The following is a 14,012-nucleotide window of genomic DNA, read 5'->3' on the forward strand; positions in this document are numbered from 1 at the left end:
CGGAAAACAGATGGGCGAGAAGGCGGAACCGCGGGCGACGCCGCGAAGCCCGAGAAGTAGGCTGAGGACATCATGGACGAGTTCATCCGGGGCTTCTGGATCTTTGCGGGCAACTACTGGTGGCTCGCCTTCCCGATCCTCGGCATGGCCGGAGGTGCCGCGAAGGCGTGGGAGCGCAGCGCGAAGCGCCGCCACGAACGACGCATCGAGACTCTGCGCCTCAAGGCCGAGATCAAGACCGCCCAACTCGAGGCGCGCAACGGCCGTGCGAAGCGCATCGGCCCGGCCGTCGTCGACACCACGGCATCGGTCACACCGAACACCCTGCTCGAGCGTCTCTTCTCCGAGCACGACGAGATCACCGCCCGCTGGCTCGACTACGAGCTCGACGTCGCGAAGCTCATCGCCTTCCCCGCCATGAGCGACGGTCGCCAGCCGCTGGTCGCCGCCTTCCTGCGGGCCAAGAAGACGGCGGATGCGTTGCGCCCGCCGTCTGCCGACTCGACCGTGACCGAGCGGCAGGTCTCGGAGTACCTCGACGCGGTGGGCGCGTATGCCGTGGCATTCGAGATCGCCGAGAAGGATGCCCGCAGGCTGCGCGACTCGACCTTCACCGACCCCGAGCGCAAGCGTCTGGACCGTGCGCAGCAGCTGCTCAAGGTCGCGGTCGACGAATCCGCCACGCAGGCCGAACGCAACGTCGCCTACCGCCGCGTGCGCGACGAACTGGAAGGGCTGATCCTGCTGAGCGACGAGGCCGTGCAGGTGCTCGAGAAGCAGGTGGCCCGTGAGCTGCCCGAGCACGCGACGGCCGCCGCCTCGCCTGCTCCAGAGCCCGACAGGATCGTCCTGCCCTCCGCGACGAAGACACCCCCGCCCCGAACCAGAACAACCGAGCCCGCGCAGCCGAGCGCGAACGACGACCGGGAGACCCCGCAGTGATCACCCGATTCGAAGAGCTCGACTGGCAGAAGACCCCGATCGGCGAGCTGACGCTGCGCCGACGCACCGAGCCTGCAGTCGGCCAGGAGATCTACGAGGTCAGGCTCGGCGACGAATACCTCATGTCGAGCCTGTTCACGGTGGCCGAGGAGGAGCTCTCGAACCTGGGTCTGGCCGCTGTCGGCGGCGACGGTCTCTCGGTCCTCGTCGGAGGGCTCGGGCTCGGATACACCGCGGTCGCCGCACTGCGAGACGAGCGCGTGGCTTCGCTCACCGTGGTCGATCGGCTCGGCGCCGTGATCAGCTGGCACCAGCGCCGCCTGCTGCCCGTGTCGGCAGAGCTCGTCGACGACCCGCGCACCAGTCTGGTCGAAGACGACTTCTTCGCCCTGGTCCGGGCAGCACCCCGTGGAGACCACCCCGGATACTCCGCGATACTGCTGGACGTCGACCACTCGCCGCGCCACCGACTCGACCCCACGCACGCCGACCTCTACACGGCGGACGGCCTGCGCGCACTCGACCGGCACCTCGCCGCCGCCGGCGTCTTCGCCCTGTGGTCGGACGATCCACCCGACGAGGACTTCATGGGCCTGATGCACGCCGTGTTCGATGATGCGGTCGCCCACGTGGTCGACTTCGCGAACGCCGTCACGGGCGGCACCTCCTCGAACACCGTCTATGTCGCGCGCAGCCGCCGCACGGCGGATGCGGATGCGACCGCCGGGCATGCGCAGAAGGTGGCCTCGTGACCCCGAAGACGGTCGTGCTCACCGGAGCATCCGACGGCATCGGCGCAGCCGCAGCGCGCCAGCTCACCGCATCCGGTCACCGACTCGTCCTCGTCGGCCGCTCTGTCGAGAAGACGCGGGCGGTGGCCGCCGATACCGGTGCCGAGTGGTTCACCGCCGACTTCGCCAGACTCGACGACGTGCGCGAGCTCGCGACGAAGATCGCCGGCACCGTGGGCGACGGCGGGATAGACGTGCTCGCGAACAACGCCGGTGGCATCTTCGGCGATCAGACCCCGACGATCGACGGCTTCGAGAAGACCCTGCAGGTGAACCACCTGGCGCCGTTCCTGCTGACGAACCTGCTGCTGCCCCAGCTGCGCGCCGGCCGCGCGTCGATCATCAACACGTCGAGCGTCGCGCACCGCCTGTTCGCGCGGCTGGACATCGACGACCTCGACAATCGCAAGAACTTCAGCGCGAACAGGGCCTATGGCGACGCGAAGCTCGCCAACGTGCTGTTCACGAAGAGTCTGCACACCAAGTTCCACGGCGAGGGCCTGAGCTCGGTCGCCTTTCACCCCGGCACCGTGCAGACGAACTTCGCCTCGGACTCGAACACGCTCATGCGGTTCGTCTACCGCACCCCGCTCAAGCGTCTGCTGCTGATCAGCAGCGAGAAGGGCGGCAGCACGCTGAGCTGGTTCATCGAGGGAACACCCGACGAGACCTGGATCTCGGGCGAGTACTACGACGAGCGGGTGCTGACGCGTCGCGTGAATCCGCGCATCGAGGATGCCGCACTCGCCGAGGCGCTGTGGCAGAAGAGCGCCGAACTCGTCGGCATCAGCGCCTGAACGCCTCCGCTCCGCCCGGAGATCGCGTCCAGGATGCAGGAGTATGCTGGCGAGTCGGGTCACGTGACCCGTTCAGAGCGCGAGAGGCGGTGATGGCGATGTCCGGTGATAGTTGCGACGCCGCCCCCGTTGCGTCGCGTCTGACGGCATCCGTGCGTTGAGCTTCGGCTCCGCACCTGCACGTCCTGCTTCGCAGCCGTCGGCGGCGTCTTCCGCCCCCTGACGAATTCTGCGCACGCCCTCTCTGATCCGGCGTGCGCCTGCGAGAACGGAGCCAGCCATGGCCCTCATCGACAACGGCGTGTACGTGCACGGACGCCGCGTGGAGACCCCGAAGAACCTCGACGAGACCTACCGGTCGCTCGACGCCCACGGCGGCATCGCGTGGATCGGCCTGTATCGACCGAGCCCCCTCGAGGTCGCCTCGGTCGCGCGCGAATTCGACCTGCATCCGCTCGCCGTCGAAGACGCGCTCTCGGGCCACCAGCGATCGAAGGTCGAGCGCTACGGCGACACGCTCTTCGCCGTGCTGCGCCCCGCTCGCTACCGCGACGAGCAGGAGTCGATCGAGTTCGGCGAGCTGCACCTGTTCGTCGGCCCCGACTTCGTGGTGACGATCCGGCACGCGGAGTCGCCCGACCTCGCGGCCGTCCGCCGCCGCATGGAGGCGCACCCCGAGCTGCTCGCGATGGGACCGGAGGCGGTGTTCTACGCGATCCTCGACGAGGTCGTCGACGGCTACGAGCCGATCGTCACCGGGCTGCTCAACGACATCGACGAGATCGAGGACCAGCTCTTCGGCGACAGCGACGACGACGCGCTGTCCCGGCGCATCTACGAGCTCTCGCGCGAGGTCATCAACTTCCAGCGTGCGGTGCACCCGCTCGCCGGGATGCTGGAGTGGCTCCGCCGCGGCTCGGAGAAGTACCGCATCGACGAGGAGCTGCAGCGGTCGCTGCGCGATGTGCTCGACCACGTCATCCGCGTCAACGAGCGCGTCGACTCGTTCCGGGCGATCCTCGAGAACGCCCTCACGGTGCATTCCGCTCTCGTCGCACGACGGCAGACCGAGGCGGGGCTGGCCCAGAACGACGAGATCAAGAAGATCTCCTCGTGGGCGGCGATCATCTTCGCGCCCACGCTCGTCGGCACGGTCTACGGCATGAACTTCGAGGTCATGCCCGAGCTGCACTGGGCACACGGATACCCGATGGCGATCGGAGCGATGGCCGCCTTCGCGGTCGCCCTCTACGGGGTGTTCAAGTACAAGAAGTGGTTGTGAGGCCGGGCGGGCTCAGCGGTCGTCGCCGCTGAGCCTGTCGAGCAGATCGTCGATGTCGTCGACCTCGACGGTCTCGACCTCGGTGCGATCGCGCACCTCGATGTTGGCGACCTCGAGGTCGTCGTCGAGCTGCACGAGGATCCGCGAGTCGGGGAACTGCTTCGGCGCGTCGAAGGCGATCAGCACCGCGTCGGCGAACACCACCACGGAGGTGGCCTCGAGATCGTCGCGCAGGTCGATCTGCTCGAGCACCGGCTCGTCGTCGACAGCCTCGTCGATGTCGTCGGCGACCTCGTCGATCACCGCACGCCACCGCGTCTCGGACACCGACAGGATGCGCGTGATCGCCTCGAGCAGCGCGTCGTCGTCGAGTGTCTCCTCGTCGTCCTCCAGCTCGGGATCGACGTTGACCGTCACCACCGCGCCGGCGGCATCGATGGTCGCGCGGCCGTAGACGAGACCGTTCTCGGCGACCGGATCATCGAGAAGGCCGCTGTCGACGATGCGGGCGAGAAGGTGGTCGAGCAGTGACGAGGCCATGAGACCAGTCTTCCACGTCGCCGCCGCTAGGCTCGTGTGCGTGCCGAATGCAGACGCCCCCGCCTCCGCCGCATCCGACCTCAGCCGCATCGCGGCGTCGCTCGTCGGCCCCGATCCGCTGAACTGGGTCATCACCGGCGACTCGATCACCCACGGACTCGTCCACACGCAGGGCGGTCGCAGCTATGCCGAGCATCTGCACGAGCTGATCCGCGGCGAACTCGCGCGCACCCGTGACGCCGTCATCAACACCGCGATCAGCGGGCACCGAATCACCGACATCCTGGACGACTGGGATCGCCGCGTCGCGTCCTGGCAGCCGGACATCGTCACCCTCATGATCGGCACGAACGACATGGCGACCGGCCCCGGTCAGGTCACCGTCGAGCCCGCCGCGTTCGCCGCCTCGCTGCGCGAGTTCGTCTCGCGAGTGCGCGCGTCCGGCGCTGTTCCGGTGCTGCAGACCCCGCCGTCGATCGACGTGGCGAACGCACCCGGGCGCGAGCGGATCATCGAGTTCGCGGATGCCGTGCGCGAGGTCGCCGCATCGGAGGACGTGATCCTCGTCGACCAGCACGCCCGTTTCACCGAGCTCGGCAACGGCGGTGTGCCGTGGGGGCTGATGGGCGACCCGTTCCACCCGAACGCCGCGGGTCATGCCGCACTGGCGCTCGAGCTCGCGAACGCGCTCGACATCTGCCCGCCGCACGACCGCGACCGCACCCTGCCGCTGCTCGAGGCGCAGGTCGCGATGGCGCGCCTCAACGCCTGAGCCGACTCCGCCCACCCCGTGGTGGGTGGTCACACGCGCATCCGGCACTCGGTGGGTGGTCGAAAACGCATCCCCCAGCCCTGACAGCGGTGCTTTTTCGACCACCCACCTCTCGCCCGCCCCTCGCGACTCGACCCGCAAGATGCACTGGTGCATCGATTCGTATACCAGTATCTTGAAGCGCATCCGAAGTCGTACCGCGGGGGAGCGATGAAGGGGGGGACGCTGTGTCTCATGTAGTGGCAACAGGTGCAGGCAAGGCGATGATGGAGCGCCGGAACGATCCGACGCACGACTACATCCTCGGGCTCACTCGAAAGAAGAGACCGCGCGTGCTGTTCGTCGGCACCGCGACCGGCGACGACGCGGCCTACATCGTGAGTTTCTACTCGACGTATGACTCCGACCGCTGCGCGCCGCATCACCTGCCGCTCTTCCACCGCTCGGTCGACGACCTCGCGGGCTTCGTGAAGGGATTCGACGTCATCCACGTCGGCGGCGGCAACACGGCGAACATGCTCGACGTGTGGAAGCGGCAGGGCCTCGACGAGATCATGCGCGAGATGTGGGAGGACCCCGACTCGAACGTCGTCTTCACCGGAGGCAGCGCCGGCGGCATCTGCTGGTTCGAGGGCGGCACGACCGACAGCTACGGACCCACGCTGCAGGTGCTCCCCGAAGGGCTCGGATTCCTGCACGGCAGCTTCTGCCCGCACTACGACGCCGAGGATCAGCGCCGCCCGCTGTTCCACGCATCGCTGCTGAGCGGCGAGCTCGCCACGGGATACGCGGTCGGCAACCTGCAGTCACTGCACTTCGAGAACTCCGAGTTCGTGACGGCGATCAGCCCGGTCGAGAACGCGCTCGCCCTGCGCGTCGAAGCCATCGACGGCAAGATCGTCGAGACAGAGCTGGCCACCGAGATCCTCACCGGCTCTGGCCCCATCACGAAGGGGCCGTCGACATGAACGACAACGTGTGGATCCTCATCGCCCAACTGATCGTCGTCATCCTCGCGATCTACATGGGCACCCGCACCAGCGGGATCGGTCTGGGAGTGTGGGGTCTCGTCGGTGTGGCCGTGCTCATCTTCGTCTTCGGAGAGGCCCCGGGCAACGCACCGGTGGATGCGGTCTTCATCGTCATCACGGTGATCACCGCCGCATCCACCATGCAGGCCGCCGGAGGCATCGACTGGATGGTCTCGGTCGCCGCCAAGGTGATCAGGCGCAAACCCAAGTCGGTCGTCTTCCTCGCACCGGCGATGTCGTTCCTCTTCACGGTCGGAGCGGGCACCGGGAACATCTTCTACCCGTTGCTCCCGGTGATCTACGACGTGTCGTACCAGCAGAAGATCCGACCGGAGCGCGCGCTGTCGGTCTCGGCCGTGGCCTCGCAGGTCGGCATCCTCTGCTCCCCCGTCTCCGCCGCGACGGCCTCGATGGTCGTGCTGCTGGCGCCCCAGGGCGTCGACCTCGGTGGACTACTGCTGATCATGTGGCCGGCGTCGATCGCCGGTCTCTTCGTCGCCGCACTCGTGATGATGCGGCACGGCAAAGACCTCGAGGACGACCCCGAATTCCAGCGCCGTCTCGAGAGTCACCAGATCAAGCCACCGGTGGTGGACGCGCACGACACGAAGCTGCCGCGCACCGCGGTGCTGTCGGCCGCGCTGTTCCTGATCGGCGTCGGCGTCATCGTGCTGTTCGGGCTCTTCGAGGGGCTGCGCCCGGTGATCGGCACGGATGACGCCGGCGACCCCGTTCGTCTGAGCGTGACCGTCATCATCGAGGTGGTGATGGGCATCATCGCGGCTCTCATCTTCGTGTTCTGCAAGGTCAAGGCCGCAGACGTGCCGAAGCAGCCGACGTTCCCCGCCGGTATCGTCGGTGCGATCGCCCTGTTCGGCATCGCCTGGCTCGCCAACACGTTCGTCGCGGCGAACCAGACGCTCATCGTCGATGGCCTCGGCTCGGTGGTCTCGGGATCGTCGGCGTTCCTCGGCGCGCTGCTCTTCGCGCTCGCCCTGTTCGCCGTCGCGATGCTGACCACGAGCCAATCCAGTGCGACCAACGCGATCGTCCCGATCGGCATCACGATCGGGCTGCCCGCGCCGCTGCTGGTGGGGCTCTGGCCGTCGACCATGGGCATCTACACGCTGCCGGCCAACGGCAGCCAGGTCGCGACCGTGGCGTTCGACCAGACCGGCACGACGAAGATGGGCAAGTTCGTCTTCGACCACTCGTTCCAGCTGCCGAACCTCGTCTACGTCGGCGTCGCGATCGTCGTGGGTGTGGTGCTCTCCTTCCTGTTCTCGTGACGTGAGGGTCCCCTGAGATGCCGGTGGACCTCGATCGCTCGGCCCTGCGCCAGTTCCTCCTGGGACTCGCGCAGGGCATGAACGCGTCAGCCGAGTCGGTCGACCGCATCCGCGACACGGTGACGACGGTCGCAGAGGCCTACGGCGCCGACGACACGGACTTCGTCGTGCTCCCGACGATCATCATCGTCGAGACGGGTGACGACGAGGATTCTCGCGTCGCGATCCGCTCGGCGACCAACGCGTCGTTCCGGTTCGACCAGATCGCCGCTCTGTACGAGCTGATAGCGCAGGCGCGCACGGCGTCGGTGTCGCCCCTCGACGGCATCCGTCGCCTGAACGAGATCGGAGCCATGCGACCTCGCCTGGGCTGGGTCACCCGCACGTTCGGGCACGCCGTTCTGACGACCGGCCTCGCCCTGCTGCTCGCTCCGACCTGGCAGGGAGCGATCGTCGCGTTCGCCCTGGGGGCGGGCATCGGTCTGCTCAAGCTCGTGCGCTCTCCCACTCTGCAGCTGATCATGCCGATCGCGGCGGCGTTCGTCTGCGCGGCCGCGGTGTTCCTGCTCGCCGAGGTCATCGAGATCGGCGATCCGATCCGCCTGCTCATCGCGCCGTTGGTCACGTTCCTTCCCGGGGGCGTGCTCACCACGGCGACCGTGGAGCTCGCGTCGGGGCAGATGATCTCCGGCGCCTCCCGCCTGGTCTACGGCTTCGTGCAGCTGGCGCTGCTCGCCTTCGGCATCCTCGCGGCCGGCACCGTCGTGGGTGTCGAGTCCCGCACCTACGAGCCGCTCGAAGTGGCGTCCTCGCTGCCGTGGTGGGTCGCGTTGATCGGCATCCTGGTCTTCGCGCTCGGCAACTACCTGCATTTCTCCGCACCCGCCTCGACGTTCGGCTGGGTGCTGCTCGCGCTCATCGTCGCCTATGCCGGACAGTGTGTGGGGGCGGCGTTGCTGGGCCCCCTCGTGGGCGGCTTCGTCGGCGCCGTCGCGATGGCCGTCGTGGTGTTCTGGATCGGTTCACTGCGGCACGGCACACCGGTGCAGATCACCTTCCTGCCGGCGTTCTGGCTGCTGGTTCCGGGGGCTGCGGGGCTGGTCGGGCTCACCGAGGCCGTCGCCACCGACGGCGGACTCGCCGACTTCATGGAGGCGCTCGTCTCGGTCATGTCGATCGCGCTCGGCGTTCTGATCGGCACCGCGCTCTACCGCGTCGTGCACCATGGCGCGGAGGAGATCGTGCAGTTCGCGGTCGCGGTGCCGACGGCGGTGACGGATGCCGTGCAGCCGCGCCTGTGGGAGCGACTGCTGCCGTGGCGGCGGAGAAGGGCCGACGCGCCCTAGCGACGCACCCGCCGGGCAACCCGCGGCACGATCGCCGCCGCGGCGAGCGCGAGTGCCACGCCGACGAGTGTCATTCCGACGCGTTCCACGAACCAGTGGGCGGGTGTGCCGCTGTCTTCGAGCAGCAGCATCGACAGCACGATGAATGTCGAGAACAGCGGGAAGACGTACCACCGACTGCCTGCCGTGCCGGTGCCGAGTGTCAGGATCACGACGAGGAGTATCGCCGAGAACGCGGGGAGCGGATGCAGGGCCGCGACGGCGATCGCGAGCAGAGCTCCGACGACGACCGCCACGGGCCTGCCCCATCCGCGTGTGATCAGCATCGCGTGATTCGGCCGACTCACCATGAGCGCCGCGGTGCACGCCCATCCGGGGTGGTCGACGCCCAGCGCGAAGCCGATCGCGGCACCGATCGCCCCCGCGAGACCGATCTGGATGCCGTAGACGAGCATGGCCGAGCGCGTCGTCGGGGGTGGCGAGGGGCGCGGGCCGGATGACGAGTCCGGCCAGACCAGCGACACGAGGAACGCGTAGAGCGACCCCGCGAGGATGAGCCCCGCACCGGCGAGCCCGGTCGCAACCGACGGGAACGAGAGCCCGACGCCGAGCAGCGGCACCCCGAGCACGAGCACCGGTGTCGCGAGGTGCCGTGAACGATCGGCGGCCAGCACGGCGACGACCACGCACAGCGCGAACACCACGAGCACCGCCAGCGCGGGGGTGCGCGTCACCGCCGACCCGAGCAGAACCGAGATCGCCGCGATGCCGCCGACGACGAGGCTCATCGCCCGCTGCCTGCGAGTGCTCGACACTCCGAGCCCCGCCGCGGGGAGCACGCCGACTGCGAGCGCCAAGCCGATCTGCGGGTCGCTCAGCGTCGCGATGCCCGCTGGCAGACCGATCACCGCCCCATGCAGGGCGTTCCTCCACGACCAGGCCAGTGCCGCCATGTGCTCACTCTGGAGTCTCCCGCCCCGGAAGTACAGAACCACGCGCGGCGTGATGCGCACGCGCCCACCGGGAGCCACACGAGAAAGATCAGTATTCGGTGTTGCTAAGTACCGGTACTCAGTGTTACTTTGTAGTGGTACCCAGCAACACTGAGTACCGACCAACGAGAGGAGGCCTTCATGGGCAAGCAGATGACCGAGATGCTCAAGGGCACCTTGGAGGGCATCGTTCTGGCCCTCCTCGCCGAACAGCCGGCATACGGATACGAGATCACCACCCGCGTGCGTGACCACGGATTCACCGACATCGCCGAGGGCACGATCTACGCCCTGCTCGTGCGCGTCGAGCAGAAGAAGCTCGTCGACGTCGAGAAGGTGCCGAGCGAGAAGGGGCCGCCCCGCAAGGTGTACTCCCTCAACCCGGCGGGCACGCAGGAACTCGAGGAGTTCTGGAAGACCTGGAGCTTCCTCACGCAGCGCATCGACAGCCTGCGCACCGCAGTTGCGAACACCGAAGACACACACACCGACACGAACACCGACACGACCAACAAGGAGAACTGACATGGCCGCCAAATGGATCGAAGCGCTCACCGGATCGCTCGAGCAGAAGAAGCAGTACCGCGATGCGAAGAAGCGCATCGACGCCCTCCCCGAGCCCTACCGCACGGTCGCCAACGCCCAGCACCGCTACACGATGTACTACGGCGGCATCACCGACGGCGACATCCTCGTGCAGATCTTCCTCGATCTCGCCGACCTGTGGGAGCGCGCCGCCATCGACGGCACCCCGATCGACGACATCGTCGGCGACGACCCCGTCGCCTTCGCCGAGACCTACGCCGAGGCGTACGGCGGAACCCACTGGATCGACAAGGAACGCGCCCGCCTGACCGCGGCCGTCGACGACGCGAAGAAGAAGGAGACCCGATCATGACCAGCCCCGCCATCGCCGTTCGCAGCCTCGAGAAGTCCTACAAGGACCTTCACGTCCTGCGCGGCGTCGACTTCGAGGTCGAGAAGGGATCGATCTTCGCCCTGCTCGGCTCGAACGGCGCAGGCAAGACCACCGTGGTGCGCATCCTCTCGACGCTGCTGAAGCCGGATGCCGGCACGGCCGTGGTGCAGGGAGTCGATGTCACCGCCGACCCGCTCGCCGTGCGGCAGAGGATCAGCCTCACCGGCCAGTTCGCCGCGGTCGACGAGATCCTGACCGGACGAGAGAACCTCATGCTCGTCGCGAAGCTGCGGCACCTGCCCGACGCCGCGAAGGTGGCAGACGATCTGCTCACGACGTTCCGCCTGACGGATGCCGGAGCTCGCAAGGTCGGCACCTACTCGGGCGGCATGCGCCGTCGCCTCGACATCGCCATGAGCCTGGTCGGCCACCCCGAGGTCATCTACCTCGATGAGCCGACGACCGGGCTCGACCCCGAGTCCCGCATCGAGGTGTGGGACGTCATCACAGAGCTCGCGAACACCGGCACCACGGTGCTGCTCACGACTCAGTACCTCGACGAGGCCGAGCATCTGGCCGACCGCATCGCGATCCTCCACGAGGGTCGGATCATCGCCAACGGCACCCTGGCAGACCTCAAGCGTCTGCTGCCGGCGGCCAAGGTCGAGTACGTCGAGAAGCAGCCCACCCTCGGGGAGATCTTCCTCACCCTGGTCGGCCCGAAGTCGGGCTCCGCAACCGGAAAGGAGAACGCAGCATGAGCACGCACTTCGTCTCAGACACCGCGACGCTCACCGGCCGCTCGATGCGGCACATCTTCCGCAGTCCAGACACCATCATCACCACGGCGGTCACACCGATCGCTCTGATGCTGCTGTTCGTGTACGTCTTCGGAGGCGCGCTCCGCGAGAGCACCGGCGCCGAGAACTACGTGAACTACCTGCTCCCCGGCATCCTGCTCATCGCCATCGCGTCCGGCATCGCCTACACGGCCTTCCGGCTCTTCAACGATCTGCAGAGCGGCATCTTCGAGCGGTTCCACTCCATGCCGATCGCGCGATCGAGCGTGCTCTGGGCGCACGTCCTCACCTCGCTCACCGCCAACGGCATCACGCTCGCGATCATCTTCGGCGTCGGATTCCTGATGGGGTTCCGCACCGGAGCCGGTCCGCTCGCGTGGCTCGCCGTCATCGGCATCCTGTTCCTCTTCACCCTCGCCCTCACCTGGCTGGCCATCATCGCCGGCCTGAGCGCCAAGACGGTCGACGGGGCGAGCGCCTTCTCGTATCCGCTGATCTTCCTGCCGTTCATCAGCTCTGCGTTCGTGCCGACCGAGACCATGCCGGGTCCGGTGCAGTGGTTCGCCGAGAATCAGCCGGTCACCTCGATCGTCGACACCATCCAGGCGCTGTTCGCCGAGAAGCCGGTCGGCACCGACATCTGGGTCGCCCTCGCCTGGTGCGTCGGCATCCTGATCGTCGCCTACGTGTTCGCGATCATCGCGTACCGCAAGAAGGTCAGTTGAACGTCTGCAGTGAGACGGAACGCTCCGTCCGGGCCCCGCGCCCGGCCGGGGCGTTTCGCCGCGCTCGGCGTCGGAGTTCGTGGCGCTCGGCCCTGGCCATGTGACGCCCTTCGGGGAGGAGATCTGCCCTTCGGGAGGACGGATCAGCGCGAAACCTCCTCCCGAAGAGCAGTCCTCCTCCCGGAGAGGTGAGAGCGAGGGGGAGGTGGGGGCGAGGGGGGCGAGGGCGAGGGAGGGGCGAGGGCGAGGGAGGGGCGAGGGCAGGCACGGATGCCGAACAGAGCAGAGGCTGCCACCCGCCCTACCGCAACCCGAGGGGGCCGAGCACGATCCGCTGGCGCGTGCGCACCCAGACCACACCGTCGGCGCGCCGTTCGGCTCGGGTGGCGAAGCGGTAGCGATACGACACCGCTCGCACCCACCGAGGCGGCTCGCCGTCGAACGGGTCGATGCGCAGCAGCGCGAGGGTCGGAGCATCCGCTTCGAGGAGTCGCAGCAGGAACACCGTGAACCAGTCGTCGAGTGAGCGCCCGAGCGGCAGGAACCACATCAACCAGTCGAGCCGCAGATGGTACGGCGCGAACTGGCGAGGGATGCGGCGCACGTCGCCCGGCTTGCCCTTGAACTCGTATTCGCGCCACAGCAGTCCATCGTCATCGACCGACCCCTCGACGACGATCTCGATGCGCTCCTTGGTCACGGTGCCGAAGGCGCCGTAGGCGTTGCCGATCTGCCACCTGTTGAAGCTCGCGTTCATCAGCTGGCGACGCGCGAACAGGTTGCGCAGGGCCCGCCAGCTCAGGGCCACGACGAGGGTCCCGACGGCCGTGGTGATCACGAACCAGTACAGGGGGATGCCGGGCCACAGCGACTCGTCCGGGTCCGCTCGCTCGGCGACCGGAGCGCCCACCCCCGGCATCCCGATCGCCGAGAATGCGATGACGATGGTCACCCAGTTCAGCCAGGCGAAGTTGCCCGTCGCGACGAGCCACACCTGCGTCGCGATCACGATCACGGCGGCCACGGCCCCGACGATCTGCGGCACCGGTCCGGGAACCCACACCGACAGCAGCGGCGCGAACACGAAGAAGGGCACCACGAGCTGCGCGAAGTGGTTGCCGACGACCTCGCCGCGATGGAACCACCGGGGCAGCAGGTGCGCCTGACGGCTGAGCGGCCCCGGCATCGGCTGCGTCTCGTGGTGATAGGTCAGCGCGGTGAGGTCTCGCCACTCCTGCCCACCGCGGATCTTGATCATGCCAGCGCCGAACTCGACCCGGAACAGCAGCCACCAGAACAGCACGATCACGACGGTCGGCGCCGGCTGGTCGTTCGACCCGAGGAACGCGGCCAGGAACCCCGCCTCGAGCAGCAGCATCTCCCAGCCGAACGAGTAGAAGGTCTGCCCGATGCTGACCACCGACATGTATCCGAGCCACAGCCCGAGGAAGCACAGCATCGGCACCCACGGCGGACCCCACTGCGGAACGCCGATGACGAGCAGCGCCGACACGACGATCCCTGCCCCGCACAGCAGTGCGAGTCGTCGATCGGAGTACCGGATGCGGACGAAGAGGGTCGGATGCAGCATCCGCCGCCGCTCTCGCTCCTCGCCGATCCAGTCGAGCAGCACCGGCGCCGGCAGCAGCCCGTTGTCGCCGAGAAGCGCCCGGAACTGGTTCAGAGTCGAGACGAACGCGACGAGGTACAGCGCCGCGATGCCCCGCTGAAGGACCTCACGGGCGAAACCGAAGTCGACCGCCGCGAACCCGTCCACGGCCACAGG

The 14,012-nt window shown here is 67.9% G+C and carries 15 protein-coding genes; 12 read left to right on the forward strand and 3 right to left on the reverse strand.

The genetic code is table 11. The features are described from left to right. Positions 1 to 72 precede the first annotated feature (72 nt). The 4 genes from OB895_RS11095 (at position 73) to OB895_RS11110 (ending at position 3,812) form a co-directional block, all read left to right on the forward strand. Positions 73 to 942, forward strand: a complete 870-nt coding sequence (locus tag OB895_RS11095) for a hypothetical protein (protein WP_311877651.1) — start codon at positions 73 to 75, stop codon at positions 940 to 942. Beyond that, entirely contained in the window at positions 939 to 1,694 is a 756-nt protein-coding gene (locus tag OB895_RS11100) for a polyamine aminopropyltransferase (protein WP_311877652.1), read from the forward strand. The genes OB895_RS11095 and OB895_RS11100 overlap by 4 nt, the downstream gene beginning before the upstream one ends. Beyond that, positions 1,691 to 2,530 carry an SDR family NAD(P)-dependent oxidoreductase gene (locus OB895_RS11105; RefSeq protein ID WP_311877653.1) on the forward strand — a complete coding sequence of 280 codons (840 nt, stop codon included), beginning with the start codon at positions 1,691 to 1,693 and terminating at the stop codon, positions 2,528 to 2,530. Before OB895_RS11100 ends, OB895_RS11105 begins: the two co-directional genes overlap by 4 nt. A gap of 280 nt (positions 2,531 to 2,810) precedes the next feature. After that, positions 2,811 to 3,812 carry a magnesium and cobalt transport protein CorA gene (locus OB895_RS11110; protein ID WP_079111971.1) on the forward strand — a complete coding sequence of 334 codons (1,002 nt, stop codon included), beginning with the start codon at positions 2,811 to 2,813 and terminating at the stop codon, positions 3,810 to 3,812. 12 nt (positions 3,813 to 3,824) lie between these two features. Here OB895_RS11110 and OB895_RS11115 read toward each other — a convergent pair whose 3' ends face one another. Then, complete coding sequence (locus OB895_RS11115; RefSeq protein WP_311877655.1) at positions 3,825 to 4,352, reverse strand: cytochrome C5; 528 nt, start codon at positions 4,350 to 4,352, stop codon at positions 3,825 to 3,827. A 40-nt stretch (positions 4,353 to 4,392) separates the two neighbouring features. On the opposite strand from OB895_RS11115, the gene OB895_RS11120 reads away from it, so the two are divergent. The 4 genes from OB895_RS11120 (at position 4,393) to OB895_RS11135 (ending at position 8,790) form a co-directional block, all read left to right on the forward strand. Beyond that, on the forward strand, positions 4,393 to 5,124 hold the full coding sequence (locus tag OB895_RS11120) for an SGNH/GDSL hydrolase family protein (protein ID WP_079113861.1): 732 nt from the start codon (positions 4,393 to 4,395) through the stop codon (positions 5,122 to 5,124). A 239-nt stretch (positions 5,125 to 5,363) separates the two neighbouring features. Continuing rightward, on the forward strand, positions 5,364 to 6,092 hold the full coding sequence (locus OB895_RS11125; protein ID WP_228385621.1) for a Type 1 glutamine amidotransferase-like domain-containing protein: 729 nt from the start codon (positions 5,364 to 5,366) through the stop codon (positions 6,090 to 6,092). Beyond that, on the forward strand, positions 6,089 to 7,444 hold the full coding sequence (locus OB895_RS11130) for an anaerobic C4-dicarboxylate transporter family protein (protein WP_311877662.1): 1,356 nt from the start codon (positions 6,089 to 6,091) through the stop codon (positions 7,442 to 7,444). Before OB895_RS11125 ends, OB895_RS11130 begins: the two co-directional genes overlap by 4 nt. 17 nt (positions 7,445 to 7,461) lie before the next feature. After that, positions 7,462 to 8,790: a threonine/serine exporter family protein gene (locus OB895_RS11135; RefSeq protein WP_311877664.1), complete on the forward strand. Its 1,329-nt coding sequence runs from the start codon at positions 7,462 to 7,464 to the stop codon at positions 8,788 to 8,790. Here the strand turns inward: OB895_RS11135 and OB895_RS11140 are convergent. Next, positions 8,787 to 9,743 carry an FUSC family protein gene (locus OB895_RS11140; protein WP_311877665.1) on the reverse strand — a complete coding sequence of 319 codons (957 nt, stop codon included), beginning with the start codon at positions 9,741 to 9,743 and terminating at the stop codon, positions 8,787 to 8,789. The two genes, OB895_RS11135 and OB895_RS11140, sit on opposite strands and share 4 nt — an antisense overlap. 180 nt (positions 9,744 to 9,923) lie before the next feature. Between OB895_RS11140 and OB895_RS11145 the strand changes: the two genes are divergently transcribed. The 4 genes from OB895_RS11145 to OB895_RS11160 are packed head-to-tail and all read left to right on the forward strand — an operon-like array spanning position 9,924 to position 12,226. Next, positions 9,924 to 10,307 carry a PadR family transcriptional regulator gene (locus OB895_RS11145; protein WP_311877666.1) on the forward strand — a complete coding sequence of 128 codons (384 nt, stop codon included), beginning with the start codon at positions 9,924 to 9,926 and terminating at the stop codon, positions 10,305 to 10,307. 1 nt (position 10,308) lies between these two features. Beyond that, positions 10,309 to 10,680: a DUF1048 domain-containing protein gene (locus OB895_RS11150; protein WP_042540622.1), complete on the forward strand. Its 372-nt coding sequence runs from the start codon at positions 10,309 to 10,311 to the stop codon at positions 10,678 to 10,680. Next, positions 10,677 to 11,462: an ABC transporter ATP-binding protein gene (locus tag OB895_RS11155; RefSeq protein WP_311877667.1), complete on the forward strand. Its 786-nt coding sequence runs from the start codon at positions 10,677 to 10,679 to the stop codon at positions 11,460 to 11,462. The genes OB895_RS11150 and OB895_RS11155 overlap by 4 nt, the downstream gene beginning before the upstream one ends. Continuing rightward, a complete protein-coding gene (locus OB895_RS11160; RefSeq protein WP_311877669.1) occupies positions 11,459 to 12,226 on the forward strand; it encodes an ABC transporter permease in 768 nt (255 codons plus the stop codon). Before OB895_RS11155 ends, OB895_RS11160 begins: the two co-directional genes overlap by 4 nt. Positions 12,227 to 12,527: 301 nt before the next feature. Here OB895_RS11160 and OB895_RS11165 read toward each other — a convergent pair whose 3' ends face one another. After that, complete coding sequence (locus tag OB895_RS11165) at positions 12,528 to 14,003, reverse strand: lipase maturation factor family protein (RefSeq protein WP_311877670.1); 1,476 nt, start codon at positions 14,001 to 14,003, stop codon at positions 12,528 to 12,530. Between the last annotated feature and the right edge of the window lie 9 nt (positions 14,004 to 14,012).

It is taken from the genome of Microbacterium forte (assembly GCF_031885415.1).
GTDB lineage: Bacteria > Actinomycetota > Actinomycetes > Actinomycetales > Microbacteriaceae > Microbacterium > Microbacterium forte.